At 70.5% G+C, this 17,856-nt stretch carries 20 protein-coding genes; 10 read left to right on the plus strand and 10 right to left on the minus strand.

Features of this window, described 5'->3' with window-relative positions; genetic code table 11:
- Positions 1-8: 8 nt before the first annotated feature.
- Positions 9-1,178, minus strand: a complete 1,170-nt coding sequence (locus DFJ66_RS09430) for an NAD(P)/FAD-dependent oxidoreductase (RefSeq protein ID WP_121219901.1) — start codon at positions 1,176-1,178, stop codon at positions 9-11.
- An 80-nt stretch (positions 1,179-1,258) separates the two neighbouring features.
- On the opposite strand from DFJ66_RS09430, the gene DFJ66_RS09435 reads away from it, so the two are divergent.
- Genes DFJ66_RS09435 through DFJ66_RS09445 form a run of 3 tightly spaced genes read left to right on the plus strand, consistent with a single transcriptional unit; the run spans position 1,259 to position 4,143 of the window.
- Positions 1,259-2,023: a GntR family transcriptional regulator gene (locus DFJ66_RS09435; protein WP_121219903.1), complete on the plus strand. Its 765-nt coding sequence runs from the start codon at positions 1,259-1,261 to the stop codon at positions 2,021-2,023.
- A gap of 54 nt (positions 2,024-2,077) precedes the next feature.
- A complete protein-coding gene (locus DFJ66_RS09440; protein ID WP_121219905.1) occupies positions 2,078-3,406 on the plus strand; it encodes an MBL fold metallo-hydrolase in 1,329 nt (442 codons plus the stop codon).
- The gene (locus DFJ66_RS09445) at positions 3,403-4,143 is read left to right on the plus strand and encodes a sulfite exporter TauE/SafE family protein (protein ID WP_121219907.1); all 741 of its coding nucleotides are present in this window, start codon (positions 3,403-3,405) and stop codon (positions 4,141-4,143) included. Before DFJ66_RS09440 ends, DFJ66_RS09445 begins: the two co-directional genes overlap by 4 nt.
- A 689-nt stretch (positions 4,144-4,832) precedes the next feature.
- On the opposite strand, the gene DFJ66_RS09450 is transcribed toward DFJ66_RS09445, so the two are convergent.
- The 7 genes from DFJ66_RS09450 to DFJ66_RS09480 all read right to left on the minus strand — a co-directional run bounded on the left by DFJ66_RS09450 (position 4,833) and on the right by DFJ66_RS09480 (position 12,341).
- The gene (locus DFJ66_RS09450; RefSeq protein WP_121219909.1) at positions 4,833-5,777 is read right to left on the minus strand and encodes a pectate lyase family protein; all 945 of its coding nucleotides are present in this window, start codon (positions 5,775-5,777) and stop codon (positions 4,833-4,835) included.
- 62 nt (positions 5,778-5,839) lie between these two features.
- On the minus strand, positions 5,840-6,994 hold the full coding sequence (locus DFJ66_RS09455) for an enolase C-terminal domain-like protein (RefSeq protein ID WP_121219912.1): 1,155 nt from the start codon (positions 6,992-6,994) through the stop codon (positions 5,840-5,842).
- Positions 6,991-8,259, minus strand: coding sequence for an ABC transporter substrate-binding protein (locus DFJ66_RS09460; RefSeq protein WP_211351043.1), 1,269 nt, complete (start codon positions 8,257-8,259; stop codon positions 6,991-6,993). The genes DFJ66_RS09455 and DFJ66_RS09460 overlap by 4 nt, the downstream gene beginning before the upstream one ends.
- A gap of 17 nt (positions 8,260-8,276) precedes the next feature.
- The gene (locus DFJ66_RS09465; protein ID WP_121219916.1) at positions 8,277-9,080 is read right to left on the minus strand and encodes a carbohydrate ABC transporter permease; all 804 of its coding nucleotides are present in this window, start codon (positions 9,078-9,080) and stop codon (positions 8,277-8,279) included.
- The gene (locus DFJ66_RS09470; RefSeq protein ID WP_211351045.1) at positions 9,077-9,952 is read right to left on the minus strand and encodes a carbohydrate ABC transporter permease; all 876 of its coding nucleotides are present in this window, start codon (positions 9,950-9,952) and stop codon (positions 9,077-9,079) included. The genes DFJ66_RS09465 and DFJ66_RS09470 overlap by 4 nt, the downstream gene beginning before the upstream one ends.
- The gene (locus tag DFJ66_RS09475) at positions 9,949-10,824 is read right to left on the minus strand and encodes a pectate lyase family protein (RefSeq protein ID WP_246029659.1); all 876 of its coding nucleotides are present in this window, start codon (positions 10,822-10,824) and stop codon (positions 9,949-9,951) included. Before DFJ66_RS09475 ends, DFJ66_RS09470 begins: the two co-directional genes overlap by 4 nt.
- A gap of 569 nt (positions 10,825-11,393) precedes the next feature.
- Complete coding sequence (locus DFJ66_RS09480; RefSeq protein WP_121219920.1) at positions 11,394-12,341, minus strand: NsdA family TPR-like regulatory protein; 948 nt, start codon at positions 12,339-12,341, stop codon at positions 11,394-11,396.
- A 223-nt stretch (positions 12,342-12,564) separates the two neighbouring features.
- Between DFJ66_RS09480 and DFJ66_RS44940 the strand changes: the two genes are divergently transcribed.
- The 5 genes from DFJ66_RS44940 (at position 12,565) to DFJ66_RS09505 (ending at position 15,129) form a co-directional block, all read left to right on the plus strand.
- Positions 12,565-13,155, plus strand: a complete 591-nt coding sequence (locus DFJ66_RS44940; RefSeq protein WP_121219922.1) for a GNAT family N-acetyltransferase — start codon at positions 12,565-12,567, stop codon at positions 13,153-13,155.
- Positions 13,156-13,168: 13 nt separating this feature from the next.
- Complete coding sequence (locus DFJ66_RS09490; RefSeq protein WP_211351047.1) at positions 13,169-13,564, plus strand: nuclear transport factor 2 family protein; 396 nt, start codon at positions 13,169-13,171, stop codon at positions 13,562-13,564.
- A 76-nt stretch (positions 13,565-13,640) separates the two neighbouring features.
- Positions 13,641-13,901: a helix-turn-helix transcriptional regulator gene (locus DFJ66_RS09495; protein WP_246029660.1), complete on the plus strand. Its 261-nt coding sequence runs from the start codon at positions 13,641-13,643 to the stop codon at positions 13,899-13,901.
- 56 nt (positions 13,902-13,957) lie between these two features.
- Positions 13,958-14,533 carry a TetR/AcrR family transcriptional regulator gene (locus tag DFJ66_RS09500; RefSeq protein ID WP_170199236.1) on the plus strand — a complete coding sequence of 192 codons (576 nt, stop codon included), beginning with the start codon at positions 13,958-13,960 and terminating at the stop codon, positions 14,531-14,533.
- A 2-nt stretch (positions 14,534-14,535) separates the two neighbouring features.
- Positions 14,536-15,129 (plus strand): TetR/AcrR family transcriptional regulator, encoded by a 594-nt coding sequence (locus DFJ66_RS09505; RefSeq protein WP_170199238.1) that lies wholly within the window; start codon positions 14,536-14,538, stop codon positions 15,127-15,129.
- Here DFJ66_RS09505 and DFJ66_RS09510 read toward each other — a convergent pair.
- Positions 15,126-16,007: a Scr1 family TA system antitoxin-like transcriptional regulator gene (locus tag DFJ66_RS09510; protein ID WP_121219933.1), complete on the minus strand. Its 882-nt coding sequence runs from the start codon at positions 16,005-16,007 to the stop codon at positions 15,126-15,128. The two genes, DFJ66_RS09505 and DFJ66_RS09510, sit on opposite strands and share 4 nt — an antisense overlap.
- A gap of 376 nt (positions 16,008-16,383) precedes the next feature.
- Here DFJ66_RS09510 and DFJ66_RS09515 point away from each other — a divergent pair, with 376 nt between their 5' ends.
- Positions 16,384-17,229, plus strand: a complete 846-nt coding sequence (locus tag DFJ66_RS09515) for a helix-turn-helix domain-containing protein (protein WP_121219935.1) — start codon at positions 16,384-16,386, stop codon at positions 17,227-17,229.
- Entirely contained in the window at positions 17,226-17,417 is a 192-nt protein-coding gene (locus DFJ66_RS09520; protein WP_211351049.1) for a DUF397 domain-containing protein, read from the plus strand. Before DFJ66_RS09515 ends, DFJ66_RS09520 begins: the two co-directional genes overlap by 4 nt.
- Here the strand turns inward: DFJ66_RS09520 and DFJ66_RS09525 are convergent.
- On the minus strand, positions 17,404-17,802 hold the full coding sequence (locus DFJ66_RS09525) for a DnaJ family domain-containing protein (RefSeq protein ID WP_121219939.1): 399 nt from the start codon (positions 17,800-17,802) through the stop codon (positions 17,404-17,406). The genes DFJ66_RS09520 and DFJ66_RS09525 overlap by 14 nt on opposite strands.
- Between the last annotated feature and the right edge of the window lie 54 nt (positions 17,803-17,856).

The raw sequence follows: 17,856 nt of genomic DNA on the forward strand, positions 1-17,856 counted from the left end.
GCGGGGGCTCAGGCGAGCCCCCGCAGCATCAACCCCCAGTACAGCCAGGGCAGAACCCGCCGCTTGAAGACGGTGTGGTCGGTGATTTCGCGCATGGTGTTCAGGAACGGGATCGACGGGCGTGGACGTCCCGTGTAGTCGAACTCGGCCAGCAGCAGCGTCCGTCGCCCGGTGGTGATCGGGCAGGACGCGTACCCGTCGTAGACGCCGGGCAGGTCGTGGCCGGCCAGGGACGCCAGCAGGTTGGCCACCACCACCGGGACTTGCTTGCGCACGGCCGCGCCGGTCTTGGAGTTCGGGGTGCCGGCCACGTCGCCCAACGCGAACACGTCCGGGAACTCGTTGTGCCGCAGCGTGGACCCGTCCACGTCCACGTACCCGGACAGTCCGGCCAGCGCGGAGGACTTGATCCAGTCGGGTGCGCTCTGCGGCGGCACGAGGTGGGCGAAGGAGTACGGCAGCGTCGTCACGCCGTCAGGGCCGCGCACCACGACGTCCCGCGAGGACCGCACGGCCACGGCCTCGCTCTCCAGGTGCACGTGGATGCCGTACCGCCGGGCCACGCCCTCCAGCACCGACGCGTACTCCGGCACGGCGAACATCGCGGGCGTGGGCAGCACCAGGTGGATGTCGATGTCCTTCAGCACGCCCGTCTCACGCCAGTGGTCGGCGGCGAGGTAGGCGATCTTCTGCGGTGCCCCACCGCACTTGATCGGGCCGGAGGGCATGGTGAACACGGCCGTGCCCGACCGGGTCCGCTGGATGAACTCCCAGGTCAGCGGCGCGTACGACGCGGAGTAGTTGCTGGCGACGCCGTCGTGGCCGAGTGCCTCGACCAGGCCGTCCAGGCGGTGCCAGTCGAGTTGGAGGCCGGGGCACACGACCAGCCGTGCGTAGCGGAGCGACGTCCCGTCGGCCAGGTCCACCCGCCGCTCGAACGGGTCCACGCCGACCGCGGCCGTCCGAAGCCAGTGCGTTCCGCGCGGCACGAGCTTGCGCATCGGACGGGCCGACGCACCGGCCGGCGCCCGCCCGCCGCCGATCAGCGTCCACAACGGCTGGTAGTGGTGCACGTCGGAGGGTTCCACCAGGGCGACGTCCCGGCCGAGCCGGCGTAATCGGGCCGCCGTGGAGATGCCGGCCGCGCCGCCGCCGATGATCACGACCTCGTGGTGCATGGGGACCTCCCCGCCACCTGAAATGTCCGTACAATGACGCTAGCGCTGGAGGCGGCAGTGCTTCAAGGGAGACTTCGGGCATGACGTCCCGCACGCTGGACCGGTCCGCCTCCACGCCGCTGTGGCGGCAACTCCAGGACGACCTCGTCACCCGGCTGCGGTCGGGCGAGTTCCAGGCGGGCTTCCCCGGCGAGCTCGCCCTCATGGACGACTACGGGGTCAGCCGGCACACCGTGCGGCAGGCGTTGCAGCGGCTGCGTGCCGAGGGCCTGGTGGTCGCCGAACGCGGACGTCAGCCGAGGGTCAGCGCCGCTGCCGCCGTCGAGCAGCCGCTGGACACGCTCTACAGCCTGTTCGCCTCGGTCGAGGCGGCGGGCATGGAGCAGCGCAGCGTCGTGCGGGTGCTCGACGTGCGCGCGGACGGCGTCGTGGCCGACCGCCTCGACCTCGAAGGATCCACCCCGCTGGTGCACCTGGAACGGCTGCGGCTGGCCGATGGGGAGCCGTTCGCGATCGACCGGGTGTGGCTGCCGGCCGACCTCGCGAGGCCGCTGCTGACCGCCGACTTCACGCACACCAGCCTGTACGCGGTGCTCGCGGAACGGACCGGCGTCCGCCTGGACGGGAGCCGGGAGACGATCAAGGCCGTGGTCCCCACCGCCGCCGAACGCGCGCTGCTGGGGTGCGGCCCGGACGTGGCGTGCCTGTCGATCCACCGGCAGGGCAGCTCGGGCGGGCGGCCCGTGGAGTGGCGGCACACGATGGTGCGTGGCGACCGGTTCGCGGTGACCTCCGAGTTCCCGGCGGTGGGTCCCCGGCCGACGAGGTCTGTGACACACCGCTGACGCCACGCGCCCCGGTCCGTCATAATGTACGTACATATGACGGAGGTGCGTGCGATGGACGTCGAGACGATCGGCACCGCTTCGCTGGGCGACCGGAGCTACCTGGTGCACGACGGCGAGGTGGCCCTGGTCGTGGACCCGCAGCGCGACCTGGACCGGGTGGAGGAGGTCGCGGCCCGGCTGGGCGTGCGGATCACGCACGTCGCCGAGACCCACGTGCACAACGACTACGTCACCGGCGGCCTGGCCCTGTCCCGGCGGCACGACGCGCAGTACCTCGTGGCCGCCGCCGAGGACGTGGCCTACGAGCGGCTGGCCGTGCACCCCGGCGACACGCTCTCCGTGGGCGCGTTGTCGGTGACCGCCGTCGCCACCCCCGGCCACACCCCGCACCACCTGGCCTACGTCGTCGGGCGGGACGCTCGGCAGGCCGTGTTCTCCGGCGGCAGCCTGCTGTACGGGTCGGTCGGCCGGACGGACCTGATGTCCCCTTCTCTCACCGTCGACCTGACCCACGCCCAGTACCGCTCGGCACGCGCTTTGGCGTCCCTGGCGCTGGAGACCGCGACCCTGCACCCGACGCACGGTTTCGGCAGCTTCTGCTCGTCGGGTCCGGCGAGCGGGGCGGACGCGTCCACGATCGGCGAGCAGCTGCGGACCAACCACGCGCTCACCGACCCCGACGAGCAGCACTTCGTGACGAGCTTGATCGCGAACCTCAGCGCGTACCCGTCGTACTACTCGCACATGGCGCCCCTGAACCGCGTCGGGCCGTCCGCCGCCGACCTGACCGTGCCGGCACCGCTGCGTCCGGCGGAGGTGGTCGATCGGGTCGCCGCCGGGCACTGGGTGGTGGACCTGCGGTCGCGCGTGGCGTTCGCCGCGGGGCACCTGCGCGGGACGGTCGGCTTCGAGTACGGCACCAGCTTCGCGACCTACCTGGGGTGGATCCTGCCGTGGGGCGAGCCGGTGACGTTGCTCGGGTCGGAGGAGGACGTGCGGGCAGCGATCCGAGATCTGTCCCGCATCGGCATCGACCACCCATCGGCGTCCTTCGGCGACCCCACGTCCTGGCAGACCGCGCCCGACATCGTCTCCTACCGGCGCGCGGGCTGGTCCGCCCTGGTTGACGCCACCTCCCCGGTCGTCCTGGACGTGCGTCGCCCGGAGGAGTTCGCGTCCGGCCACATCGTCGGCGCCCTCAACATCCCCCTGCACGAGTTGCCGCACCGCCTGGGCGAGATCCCGGCCGGCACGGTGTGGGTGCACTGCGCGTCGGGCTACCGGGCGGGCGTGGCGGCGAGCCTGCTGCACCGCGCGGGTCGCGAGGTCGTGCACCTGGACGCCGACTGGTCACAGGTCCACGGCGTGCCGACAACATGACCGCGCTGTGCCTGGCCTTGGTCGCCGGCGCGGTGGTGGGCCTCTCGCTGGGTGCCCTGGGTGCCGGCGGCAGCGTCCTCACCGTGCCCGCGCTGATCTACTTCCTGCACTTCACACCCCAACAGGCGACGACCGCGGCCCTGGCGATCGTCCTCACGACATCCTTGACGGCCCTCTACACCCACGCCCGCGCAGGCGCAGTCCGCTGGCGCCTGGGCCTGCTCTTCGCCGCGGCGGGCGTGGCCCCCGCCGCCTTGGCAGGCACCTACCACTCCCGCCTCCCGGCTACCGCTCTGACCTGCGCTTTCGCCCTCGTCGCCACCGCAGCCGCCGTAGTCATGCTCCGCAAACCCACCCCCACCCAACAGGTCCGCCCCCTACGCGCCGCCGGCGTAGGCGCCGGCTTGGGTGCGCTCACCGGCTTCCTGGGCGTAGGCGGCGGCTTCCTCACCGTCCCGGCCTTGGTAGGCGCACTGGCCGTCCCCATGACCACCGCCGTAGGCACCAGCCTCTTGGTGATCAGCGTCAACGCCGGCACCGCCTTCGCCGTCCGCCTGGGCACGGTCGCCACCCTGAACTGGACGTTGATCGGCCCCTTCGCCGCGACAGCCCTGCTAGGCGCGTGGGACGGCAAGCGCCTGGCCACCAAGATCCGCCCCACCACGCTGCGCAAACTCTTCGCCATCACCCTGCTAGGCGTAGCGGCCTTCATGCTCACCGACGCCCTACTCCTCTAACCCCCACCCCGCCACGCACGCCAGCACCCGACCCCACCCCGCCACGCCCACCCCACCACGCACGCCAGCACTCCACCCCGGCCCAGCCCCAGCCGCACCCCAGCCGCAGCCGCACCCCCAGCCGAAGCTTCGCGCCGATCCCACTCGCGCTGACCCACGGGCGAGCATGTGGGCGTCCCTCGCGCGCCTGCGGCGACTCCCCTGCGCGGCGCCGGCGGCTACCTCACGCGCGGCGCGGGGCTTCCTCGCGCGGCCCCGGCGGCTACCTCACGCCCGGCTGCGGCGGCTGCCTCGCGCCGGCGGCGGCTCTCGCGCGCGGCTTCGGCGGCTGCATCACCCGGCTGCCGCAGCTACCTCGCGCGGCTACCGCACCACCGACCGCCAAGCGCGCCCCGAATCAGCCCTTTGGCCCCGGCCCTGACTCCGACCTCCGGCCTCCGGCCACCGCCGTTCCGCGTCCGGTCACCGCGGTCCCGCGCTCCAGGCCCAAGCCCAAACCCAGGCCCCGTCCCGCGCCGACCTTCCTATTCACGGGACGCGCGAGTCGGCAGTTGGTCGCAGATCCTGCATGTCACACGATCGGGTGACCTTGTCGATCACAGCCCCGCCACCCTACCAACCCCCACCCACCCCCGCAGCGCGAAACGGCCCCCGGCGCAGCACCCGCCGAGGGCCGTCCCGAGCCCGGATCAGGAGGAGATCTTGCCCGTCCCCGCCCCGCCGGTCACGATCGACTTCACGTTGCTCGCCGGGTCCAGCGAGTACCCGTACGGGATCGTCTTCACGGTCCCGCCCTGGTCACCCGACCCGGACGCCACGAAGTAGTTGTTCCGGGCCACCAGGTTCGCCGCCGGTGAGTCGCCCTCGCCGCGGTGGAACGGGTCCCTGGTGTTCTCGAAGTAGTTGCCCTCCACGAGCACCCCGGCCTCCATCGTGGACGCCACGCCGTAGTCCGTCACCCCGCCGTAGTAGTTGTTGTACACGTGCACGGGGTTGCCGAACCGCACGCGCGGGTGGCGTTGCTGCGTGCCGTTGAACCAGTTGTGGTGGTAGCTGACGCGGAGCTTGCCCCGGTCCTCTCCACCATTGCCGTCGTCGTGGCCGAGCAGCATGGTCTTGTTGTGGCTGGAGAACTTGTTCCACGACACGGTCACGTAGTCCGACGCGCGCTTCACGTCGACCGCGCCGTCGTACCCGCTGGAGAAGCTGTTGTGGTCCACCCAGACCCGGGTCGAGTACTGGACGTTGATCGCGTCGTCGCCCCAGTTGCGGAAGTTCAGGTTGCGGACGATCACGTTCGACGCGTTGGAGATGTTCAGGCCCTGGCCGGTGATGGTGGCCGTCGAGCCGACGCCGATGATGGTCTTGTTGGACGTCACCCTCGTCATGCTGGACAGGGTGATGGTGCCGGACACGCGGATCACGGCCGCGCTCGACGAGCCGACCGCCGAGACGAACGCCGAGGCGGTGGAGACGGTCACCGGGGTGGCGCTGCCGCCACCGGTGGTGCCACCGCCCTGGGTCGCCCAACCCTCCAGGTTGAACGAGGCGGCTTGCGCAGGGACGACGGCGACCGCCGAAGCAGCGGCCACCGCCACGGCCGCGGCCAGCGCACGCGAGATCGTGCGGGACATCAGGTTTCCTCCATACGACTGTGGATGGACGGCGGCGGTTTTTCCGCAGAACTAGAAGCCGATCACCACCTCTCCACGGTGTGGGAACGGATGTGCTCGACGTCCCAGGCATCCCCGAGGCCGGGCGACGTCGGCAGGGTGACGTTCCCGGCGTTGTCGAGCGGGTCCACGGCCGCGAGCCGGTGGGGCGGCACGCGGTCGAAGTCGTGGTGCGGGTGCAGGAGGCCGCGTTCGTACCAGCGGCCGGCGTCGGTGCCGCCCAGCACGGCCAGCGACGCGCTGCCGTCGCCGTGGATCTCGCAGTCGACGTTGAACGCCTCCGCCAGGTGCACGGCCTTGATCGTGGGCGTGATCCCGCCGACGTCGGTCGGTCCGGCGCGCAGGATGTCGCACGCGCCGGACCCGACCCACTCCGCCCGGCTCATGTGCTTGCCCCACGCCACTTCCGGCCCGATCACCGGGATCAGCAACTGGTCGGCCAGCCACCGGTAGGAGGACATCGACGCCTCCTCCATCGGCTCCTCGAACCAGTAGAAGTCCAACTCCTCCAACGCTTTCCCGAGCTCCAACGCCTCGGTGCGCGAGTACCAGTGGTTGGCGTCCAGCATCAAAGCGACGCCGGGACCGACAGCGTCCCGCACCGCCGCACACGCCTCGATGTCCGCCTGCACGCTGGGCGCACCGGGCACGGGCGGCATCCACGTGTGCAGCTTGATCGCCCGATAGCCACGATCCACCAACTCCTTGGCGAACGAAGCGTAATCGGCCGGAGTGCTCAGACCACCCGGAGTCGAGTCCCCGCACATCGTGCTGGCATAAGCCGGCACCGAAGACCGAGCCCCGCCCAACAGCTTCCACACCGGCAACTCGGCACGTTTCCCCACCAGGTCCCACAACGCGGTGTCCACGGAACCCAGAGCGCGGTCCGTGAACCGGCCGTGCGACCCGCGCTGACGTCGAGCCATCAAACGCCACAACCGTTCCCGGTCCCACGGATCGGCCCCCACCAGCACCGGCCGGACGTAGGACTCCAACACCGCGGGCCGCAACTGGTCGGGGTGCACGCCCACACGCCCCACCACCCCGTCCGAGTCGGTGATCTCCAGCACCGCCTCGCGCACCTCGTGCTCGGCGCTGGGGTGCCGGTGCCCGCCGGAGTCCACCGCCGTCCACGCGGTCGTGGTGAACACGACCACCTCGACCCGCTCGATGCTCACTTCCGCTCCTCCCACTCCTTCTGGGCGGCGGTCAGCTTCGACGCCATCTCGTCCAGGAACGCCTGCGGCGCGAGCTGTCCCAGCAGCACCTTCTGGTACTGCGGCTCGCTGTCGGCCTTGGTGATCGACGAGTACTGCGGCAGGTACACGGGAGCCGGCACGGTCACCGTCGCCGGGTCCTCCAGCACCCCCAGTGCCATCTTCACCGGCTGGTTGGACGCGATCCACGCGGCGTCGCGCACGTCGGTGTTCGCGGGGATCTGCCCGACCTTCTCGTTCCAGTACGAGTTCGACTCCTTCGACGTCAGGAACTCGACGAACTTCCAGGCGGCGTCGGGGTTCTCGCTGTTCTTGAACACCGCGAACCCGTCGGTCGGGTTGGGCACGACGGTCCGCTTGCCCGACGGCCCCACCGGTAGCGGCAGCGCCGCGACCCGGTCGCCCAGCGCCTTGGTGACGTCGCCGTAGGACCCCAGGTTGTGGTGCATCATCGCGACCGACCCGCCGGTGAACTGGGCGACCATCTGCGTGTAGCTGTTGTTGACGTCCGCCTCGGGCGTGGCCTTGCGGTACAGCCCGGCGACCTTGCCGACCAGCTCGGCGTTGCGCGCGTCGCCGACCGTGGACTTCCCGCCGCTGAAGAACTCCGTCACCCCGGAGTACGAGTACGCCTCGGTCAACAGCTGGAACACCGACCCCGCGCCGCCGCGGATGGTGAAGCCGTACTTGTTCGCGCCCGGGTCGGTCAGCTTCTCCGCCGCCGCCACCAGCTCGTCCCACGTCTTCGGCGGTGTGATCCCGGCCTGCGTGAACCAGTCCGTGCGGTACCAGATGACGTCGAGGTTGCCCGACGACGGCACCGAGTACAGCTTGCCGTCCGGCGCGGTCTGCCGCACGGTCTCCACCAGCGACGGCAGCAGCTTGCCCTTCAACGAGCTGCCGTCGATCCGCTCGTCCAGCGGTGCCAGCGCTTCCTGCCCGACCAGGTGCGCCAGGTACGACGTGGTCACGCCGCCGACGTCCGGCGTCGAGCCGCCCGCGATGGCCGTGTCGTACTTCTGCTGCACCGACGAGCTCGGGATGCCGACGTACTCGACGTGGATGTCCGGGTTCGCCGCCTCGAACCGCTTGATCAGCTCCTCGTAGATCGGCGTCCGCCCGGGGCCGCCGTTGTTGTCCCAGAAGACGATCGTGGTCTTGCCGCCGTCGCCGCTCGAAGAACAGGCCGACAGCACCAGGGCCAGCACGACCAGCAGAGCCCGCATGGTTCCTCCCGCAATCCTCATCCCTTGACCGCCCCGGCGCTCAGGCCCTGCACCAGGAACCGCTGCACGACGGCGAACACCAGCACCACCGGCACGGCCGCGACCACGCCACCCGCGGCCAGCGCGCCGAAGTCGGTGTTGAACTCCCCCAGCGCGTAGCTCAACCCGACCGGCAGCGTGAACTTGTCCTGCCTCGACGCGAACATCAGCGCGAACAGGAAGTTGTTCCACGCCCCGATGAACGCGAACGACCCGACCGCCACCAGCGCCGGCTTCAGCTGGGGCAGCATCACCGCGAAGAACGCCCGCAGCCGCGTGCAGCCGTCCACCATCGCGGCTTCCTCCAGCTCCACCGGGATGTTGCGCACGAACCCGCTCATCAGGATCAGCGCCAACGGCAGCTGGAAGGCCACGTCCGCCACGATCAGGCCGGTGAGGCTGTTGAGCAGCCCGGCTTCGCGGAAGATCACGAACAGCGGGATCAGCATCATCGCGCCCGGGATGAACTGCGTGCACAACAACGCCACCAGGAACAGCCGTTGCCCGCGGAACTTGAAGCGTGCCAACGCGTAGCCGCCCATCAGCGACAGGATCGACACGAACACCAGCACACCCAGTGCGATGACCATGCTGTTGTAGAAGAAGGTGCCGAACCCGATGCCGTTCCACACGGTGTCGAAGTGCTCGAAGGTGATCGGCCACGGCACCAGCGCGGTGGACCCCGTGGGGCGCAACGCGAAAACCAGCATCCAGTAGAACGGCACGAGCGTGAACAGCAGGTACAGCGCCAGCGGCACGTGCAGCCGCAACACCCGGCTCATGCGCGACTCCCGAACTTCGACAACCGCAGGTACAGGATCGAGAAGAACAGCAGGACCACGAACCCGGCGACGGTCAGCGCCGAGCCGTACCCGAAGTCGTGCGAGTCGACGGCTTTCCGCGCCACGTAGAGGGGAAGGGTGGTGGTCTGGTTGGCCGGACCACCACCGGTGAGCGTGTAGATCAGGTCCACGTTGTTGAACTCCCACACCGCCCGCAGCAGCGTGGACAGGATGATCGCGTCCTTGAGGTGCGGCAGCGTGACGCTGATGAACCGCCGCCACCGGCCCGCGCCGTCCACCGCCGCCGCCTCGTACAGGTCGTTGGGGATCGACTGGAGGTCGGCCAGCAGCAGGATCGCGAAGAACGGCACCCCCCGCCACAGCTCGGTGACCACCGTGGCGGGGAAGACGGTGGCGGGGTCGCCGAGCACCGATGTGCCCGGGTCCCCGATCCCCCACCGCGCCAGCTCCTGGAAGATGCCGGTGGACGGGTTGTAGAGCAGGATCCAGATGCCCGTGGTGAGCACGCCGGACACCGCCCACGGCGAGAACACCATCGCCCGTGCCATCCCGCGTCCGAGGAAGGTCTCGTTCACGATCAGCGCCAGCACCAGGCCGAGCAGGAGCTGGAGGCCGACCTCCACCACGACCCACTTGGCGCTGAACGCGAGGCTCTGCCAGAACAGCGGGTCCTCGGTGAACATGGAGCGGAAGTTCTCCAGCCCGACGAACCCGTTCTTCCAGGGCTGGGTGACGTTGTAGCGCTGGAGGCTGTAGTACACGACGCTGCCGATGGGGTAGACCAGGAACACCGCCATCAGCACCAGCGTCGGCGCGATCAGCGCGTAAGGCGCCCACCTCTTCGTCCTCACCGGGCCGGTCCTCGCTGGGCGCCCGCCCGCAGGTGCTTGACCTTGTGCGCGGGCTCCAGGCCACGGGTCAGCGTCGGCGTCCAACCCGCGTCGCCGGCCAGCGGCGTGTCCGGGTGCGCGGCGTTGAAGGCGGCGACGACGTCGACCTCCCGACCGTCGACCAGGTTGCCGCGCGCGGTGATCGCGGTGCCGCCCCAGTGGCGGATCACGTTCTCGGCGGGCACGCCCTTGATGTAGTTGTTCTCCGCGACGATCTTGGACTGCACGCCCACGCCCCACGCGTAGATGTAGGTGGGGCCGGCTTCGTACAGGTTGTCGTAGACGTGCACCTGGCCGAACCGGACGCGCGGGGCGCGTTCCTCGACGTTGCGGAAGACGTTGTGGTGCACCGAGACGCGGAGCTTGCCGGGGTCGGTGGTGGAGGAGTTCGAGGAGCCGATCAGCATGGTCTTGCCGTGGTCCTCGAACCGGTTGTAGGAGACCGTGACCAGGTCGGAGCCGTTGGTGATGTCCAGCAAGCCGTCGTGCTGCTCGAACGGGCGTCCGAAGTAGACGGTTTCGGCGGGTTTCGGCTGGTCGGTGAAGGTGGAGTGGTCCACCCACACGTTCGTGGCGCCGCTGAGCGAGACGGAGTCGTAGGACGAGTTCCAGTTGCCCGTGGCGCCGTCCGTGGGGTCCCACTGCGGAAAACAGTCACGGACATCTCGGAAGGTAAGATTGCGGATGATGACGTTACGTGCAGACTGCACGTGCAGACTTCCGCCCGTGATGCCCGCGCCGGGGCCGTCGCCGACGATCGTGGTGTCGTCGCCGACCTTCAGGGTGATGGCCGCCGCTTGGTTGCGGGCGGAGGCGGCACGGGCGTCCTCCAACGGCCCGGAAGGTTCGCGGTCACGACCCCAGACTTCGGGGTCATATGCAGCGAGATAAGCCGCCAAGGAATAACCACCGGTCGCGAAAGTGGCGCAGTCCGCACGCAGGTCGATGACCCCGCGGACTTTCACCAAACGCGGCGCGGGAGCCGCCAAAGCGGCCTTCAATTCGGCCGGCGTCCGCACCACGTGCACGCTCGACGCATTCGAGCCACCGGTGGTGCCGGACCCGGCACTGGCCCAGCCGTCACCGGCCGGCAACACCTGTCTGCCCCAGTCACGCCCCGCCTGAGCAGGGGCGGCCGACAGGCAGCACAGCACAACCGCAACCACGGCAATCCGCATGGCGACGTCCTCGACCGAAGATTTGTTCAGATTTGTGAACGCTTTCCAGAAGTGCGAACCGAGTATTACGACGGCGCGCCGCCTGCGTCAACGAATCGTTTTCGATCGACCGTCATTCGACAGCGCACGTCGAACGCGCGTCGAATTCGATTCGATTTCGACGCGCGGTGGCACAACACGTGGTCGAGGCCGGGTGTTCGGCGTGGACGCCGGGGTCCGGGCGGTCAGATGTTCGGCGTGAAGGCCGCGATCCGAGCGGTCAGCATCCGGGCGTGCGGGTCGCCCCGGTACCGGTCGGCCAGGTGGCGCAGGGGTTGCAGCCGGTCCGCCACCCGGATCGAGCTCAGCTCGCACGCCTGCGCGACCGCCCGCCGGCCCACGGCGTCGGCCTGGTCGAAATCGCCGTCCAGCAGGTGGTTCGTGGTCAGGGCGATCAGGCTGAACGTCCGGCTGCGCGCCATCCCCGACGGGTAGCCCTCGACCGCCGCGGTCAGCGCCGGGATGGCGGTCGCGGTGTGCGAGGGGTCGACCGTGCGGGCCAGTTCGGTGTGGACCACGCCGGTCATCGCGGACAGGTCCGTTTCGTCGAAGAACCGCGCCCAGGCGGGGGCGTCGCCGGGTGCCGAGCGGTCGAACTCCTCGTGGGCCTGGCGCAGCCTGATCAGCGCCAGGCCCTGGTCGCCCAGCCCCGCGTGCGCCCAGGCCTCGTTCGCGCGCAGCATCGCGACCGCGTGCGTCGACCGCGCCCGCTTGGCGGCCAGGACGCCCAGTTCGAAGATCTCCAGTGCCTCCCGGCGGCGCGCGTTGTGCAGGCGCATCCGGCCGGCGCGGTAGTGGATGTTGGCGACCAGCTCGTCGTGGCCCGCCTCGGCGGCCAGCACCAGCGCCCGGTCCCAGTGCCGGGCTGCCGCCTGGTCCAGACCGGTGTCGAAGCAGGTCCAGCCCGCGAGGTTGTGCAGATCGGCCAACGCGACCAGCAGGCGGGTGCGCACGGCGGCGGTCGACTTGGCGCGCAGCAACTGGTCGCTCCACGCCGCGGTGACGATCGCCGAGTCCCGTGAAGCTCCCCCGCCCAGGCGGTAGTCCATACCGCGCAACCGGTCCGTCTCCTCCTCCAACCTGACCACGTCACGCACGCCGATGCGCGCGGGGACATGTCGTTGCTCCACCATCGCCGCACCTCACAGTCGTCTCCGCCCATCGTCGGCGATCAAACTCGCGGCGCGGGGCAACCGGAAGGTGGTACACCGCCGGTACCACCCCACCGGACGCACCCCTCGCCGAGCGTGGACATTGGCCCCTGTCCTGACCGAGTGGTCCGTACCAGGCTTGCTCCCGTGATCACCCGCGGCTCCGACGGTGTGGCTGCCCCAGTCGACACCTCGAGGAGTACTCATGTACGGACAGGCATTGGCGACCGCCCTGCGCCTGCACGACGGACGGGAGGTCTGGATGACACCGCTGCGCCCCGACGACCGGGAGGAACTGGCCGACGCGATCCGCCACGCCGACCTGGACACGCTGTTCCAGCGGTTCTGCGGCGCACCGCCGCCGGTCACGCCCGCGCTGCTGGCGCACCTGACGGAACTCGACCACGTGCGGCGGCACGCCCTGGTGGCGCGGGACCGCGACGGGCGCGGCGTCGGCATCGGTCGCTACGAAGCCACCGGCACCCCGCACGTGGCGGAGGTCGCGGTCGCCGTGGCCACCGGGTGGCGGCGCGTGGGGCTGGGCACCCTGCTGGTCCGGCGGCTCTCGGACACCGCCCTGCGCAACGGTTTCCACTGGTTCAGCGTGACCCACCTGCCCGGGAACCGCGCGGTGGCGCGGATGTTGTGCGCGGCGGGCGCGGTGCGGGTGGCCCCGGGCGGGGAGGCACGAGTGCGCTGTCGGCCGTGGGCGGAGGCAGTGCCGCCGGTGGAATTCCCGGCGGGGCAGGCGTGGGCGGGGCGAGCACGGGCGGGGTATGAGACGCCGGCGCGCTGAGATGACGATGCTGGTGGAGAGACTCGTCGCCCGGTGGGCCGCGAAGGACACCGCCGGGCTGAGCAGGTTGTTCGCCGACGACGTCCGCTGGTGGACCGCGTCGGTGCCGGGTGCCCCGTGGCCCGCCGAGGTGCACAACCCGCGCGAGGTGGAATCGTTCTTCCTCGGGTTCCGCGCGGTGCTGGAGCTGACCGGCATCACCACCCGCGACCTGGTCGTCGACGACGCCGACGCCGTCCTCACCGGCCGGCTGCACGCCCGCGTCCGCGCCACCGGGTCGCCGCTGTCCTCCGACTTCGCGCTGATCCTGGGCGTGCACCGCGGGCGCATCACCGACTTCCGGCTGCACGCCGACACACTGGCAATCGCACGTGCACTCGCACAGGATGTTCCGCCGGTATCACCGTGATGCTTTCCCGATTCACCCGGACGCGCTGGAAGAATGGACGCACAATCCGCGATCGAGGAGAGAAAGGGGAGGCACGGTGCCGGTGTCGGGTCCCATCAGCGAAATCCTCGCCCACCTGCGTCGCGGCCGGGGGCTGACCCAGGACGACCTGGCCGCACGACTGCACGCCGCATCCGGGAACACCAGCGTCACCAGGGAAGAGGTGTCCCGGTGGGAACGCGGCAAACGCATCCCGGGACCCTACTGGCGGGGCTGGCTGGGACAGGTGCTGGACACTCCGCAGCAGGAATTGGAACGTGCCGCCGCAATCGAACGGGCCGCGCGGCGCAGGCATTGAGGCCCTTCACACTCGGCGGTTGTCGCGCGGCGCGGACTGTGGTGACAATCCACGACGTGCCGACCACCAGGGACGAACTGCTGGCCGCCGCGGCGGAGGTGTTCGACCGCGACGGCTACGCGCGGGCGACCATCGACGAGGTGTGCGACCGCGCGGGTGTGACGAAAGGGGCCCTGTACGGGCACTTCAGCTCCAAGAAGGCGCTGGCGCTGGCCGTGCTGGAGCGGCAGGCGCGGGAGTGGGCGCGGATCCGCGAACGCCTCCAGCGCGTCCACCGCAGCCCGTTGCAGGTCCTGGTGGACTTCGGGTACGCGGTGAACCGGGACCGCGCCGTCGTGCAGCGGCTGCTGTTCCAGGCGCCGCTGTGCGACGACGCGGCGCAGCACCACGTCGCCCGGTGGACGGCGACGGTGCTGGACCTGTTGCGGCACGCCGAGAACCGCGGTGAGCTGCGGGCCGGGGTCGACCTGGCGGGGTGCGCCGACGGCGTGGTCTCCGCGCTGGTGGGGGTGCACCTGATGGCGATGGCGGTGGACGTGCCGGACGACGCGGTCGCCGAGGTGTGGCGGACGTGGTTGCCGGGCGTGGCGAAGCCCCCGGTGTACGCGGCACTGCGGATCGCGCCGAGGTGAACGTGGCCCAGGGTGCTCGCACGCGTGCCGCGCTGGTGGCCGCGGGCATCGACCTGTTCGACCGGGACGGGTACGAGGGCACGTCGCTGGACGCCGTGTGCCGCAGCGTGTCGGTGACGAAAGGCGCGCTGTACCGGCACTTCCCGTCCAAGCAGGCCTTGGCCGTGGCGGTGGTCGAGGAGTACTTCCGGCGGTGGCACCTGGTGCGCGCCGACTGTGAAACGGGGGTCGGGCCGTTGCAGGCGTTGGTGGACCTGACGCACCGCATGGCCGAGCTGACCGCGACCGACCCGACGGTCCGGGTGGGCGTGCGCCTGCTGTTCACCACCGAGCTGTTCGACCTCTTGGCGGGCCTGCACTTCACCAGCCTCACCACGACCGCCCGCGAGCTGCTCCGCGAGGCCGCGGCGGCGGGCGAGCTGAACCCGAACCTCGACCCGCGGCGGGAGGCGGAGGCGATCGTGTCGGCGGTGGTGGGGATCCAGGTGCTGACCGTGATCACCGGAAAGCCCACCACCCGCCTGTCCGCGGCGTGGCACCACCGCCTGGCCCACCTCGTCCCACCGGCCAGGCGGTCTCTCTACCGCGTCGGCTAGCGGTCGTGTTCTCCCTGCAAGTGGTCGAGGTGGATGCGGAGCCGGGCGCCGGTCAGGGCGCTGCGGCGCAGCCGGTCGAACGTCTCGACGTGGTGCCGGACGTCGTCCGGGTCGGTGATCACCACGTCGCCCGCCAGCAGCCCGAAGACCACCATCGACTCGTCGTAGACCCGGAACCCGGCGTCCGGCACGTCCACCCGCGTCAGCCACGGGATCACACCCAGCTCCACGAACGGCGACCGGCTGACCTCGCGCAGCCACGGCCAGTTGTCCGGATCGGACCGCAGCGCGCTCTCCGACAGCACGACGAACAACCGCCGGTCACGACTCGGGGTGCGCAGCAGCTGAGGCGGCAGGCTGGTCAACCCCAGCACCCGCACGGTGTCCGCCGCCGCCTCGGTCCGCGCCACGACGACCTGCCGCCCGGAAACCCTGCGGTGCACCACGGCCCGCCGGTGCGCCGCCTCCCCCACCACCTCCTCCGCCAACGCGAGCAACCGCCGCCGCACTTCGGGCGGCACCCGGTAGACGTCGGCGAGCCGCTGCACGTCGACGAGCTTGGGCACCAGCCGCCCGGTCTCCACTTTGGACACCTTGGACTGGCTGATGCCGGCCCGCCGCCCCGCCGCGGCCCCCGTCAGCCCCGAAGCCAGACGGGCCCGCAACAGCTCCAGCGACAACTCCTGCCGCCGCACCCGAGCGTCCCGAACCGGGAGCACCCGCTTGCCGGCCCGCCGGTTCCCCCGCCCCCGCAACCGCACGCCTTCGGCGACGAGTGTGCTGCGGACGGCGCCGTAGGACCGGCCTGTCGCGGCGGCCAGCGCGCGGATCGTCTGCCCCTTGGCGTAGCCCTTGACGACGGTCCGGGTGAAGCTCATCGGTGAATCCCTCCTCGCAGCACGCACACGCGGCACGCCGGAGGGACACCACTGACAGCTCAGCCCGCGCCCGCAAGCACAGCACGACCACCCACCACGACAGCTCACCCCACCGCCTGGCCCGCAGCCCGCTCACCCACGCAGCCCCGCCCCCAGTTCCCCACTCGCGCGGATCCCCACTCGCGCAGTTCCCCACTCGCGCGGTTCCTCCCCCCGGAGTTCTCACTCTTCACGCTAAACCTGCACGTGCAGACTTCACGAGTACACCTTCAGGTGAAGGTTGTCCTGTCAGACACAACATTGCGGCAGACTCACGACCGACCACTGCCCGCCATCCGCCACCCCGTGGCCGGCGAACGAGAGAGGAGGTAGCCGAGTGCCCGGCAACGGCGCGAGTCCCACCGCGGCCAAGCGGAGGCTCGGGCAAGCGCTAGCCCGACTGCGCGAAGCCACCGGCACCAGCCAGGAGCACATGGCCGAGGTGTTGGAGTGCTCGCCCGCCAAGATCCGGCGCATCGAGGTCGGCGACGTGGCCGTTCGGCAGGCCGAGTTGAGGGTCTTGCTGGACCACTACGGCACCTGCTGCGCCGACCGCGAACCGATCGAGCACCTCGCCCGCGAAGCCCGCAAACGCCGTCCCCGCACCGGTCTGGGCGCGGCGCTGCCCGGTTTCTTCCGCAGGTTCCACGCCTTGGAGGAGCTGGCGACCGAAGTCCTGCGCTACCAAGCGGAACTGGTCCCCGGCCCGCTCCAGACCCCCGACTACGCCCGCGCCCTGCTCACCGCCCACCCGCACCACCGACCGGACGACGTCGAGCGACTCGTCGAGGCGCGCATGGCCCGGCTGGACCGCATCATCGACGGCGAGCAGTGCTTGCACGTAGTCCTGCACGAAGCCGCCGTACGAGCAGGCGTCGGGACACGCGACGTCATGCGCGGCCAGCACCGCCACCTGCGCGAGCTAGCCGCATTGCCGAACGTGACGCTCCAGGTCCTGCCGCTGGACGCCCCCGCACACGCCCTGACCGGCTACCCGTTCGTCATGCTGCGCTTCCCGGACAGCGACCCGATCGTCTACCTGGAAGCACTCACCACCGCCGCCACCGTCGAGGATCCGAGCCACATCACGCGCTACGAGGAAGCCTTCGAAACCCTCCACCGAACCGCCCTGTCACCCCAAAAAGCGGCCACCCTGCTGTCCACATTGGAACGTGCCCGATGACTCCGAAGGCCCGGATGACGACCTGGCGCAAGTCAAGCCACAGCGGCGGCACCGGCGGCGACTGCGTCGAACTGGCCCACACCACCACAGCGATCCTGGTCCGCGACTCGAAGGCCCCACACGCCCACCCGCTGCGCTTCCCCCCAACGACGTTCGGAACCTTCCTGCAAGCACTCAGGAACGGCTGATCCGCCACTCCCGCACGACGTGCTCGACGTCGAAGGTCATCAGGTTCAACGGCGGCCCGGACATCGGCTTGCGGATCGCCTCGGTGATCTTCGCGTTGATCTCCCCGAGAATCCGCCGAACCTCCTCCTCGGACGCCGCCCGCCCCGCCGCCTCCCGCGCCTCCGCTGCTTCCTTGCGGAGTTGGAGGGTCGGCGGCAACACGGTGCCCTCTTCACGACGAACCTTCTCCTTGACCCACCACAACTCGTCATGCGGCCCGGCCAACCCGCTCAACGGCTTGCCGGCACCGGGCAACCCGTCGAACTCGCCCTTCTCCTGAGCTTCCCGAATCTGCCGCTCCACCCACGTCTCGAAGCCGACACCGGCAGGCTTGCGCTGGGTCATACCCCGACGGTACCCGCCCCACCACACCTTTCGCTGTCGCCGCAGCCGATCGCC

This window comes from Saccharothrix variisporea (genome assembly GCF_003634995.1).
Lineage (GTDB): Bacteria > Actinomycetota > Actinomycetes > Mycobacteriales > Pseudonocardiaceae > Actinosynnema > Actinosynnema variisporeum.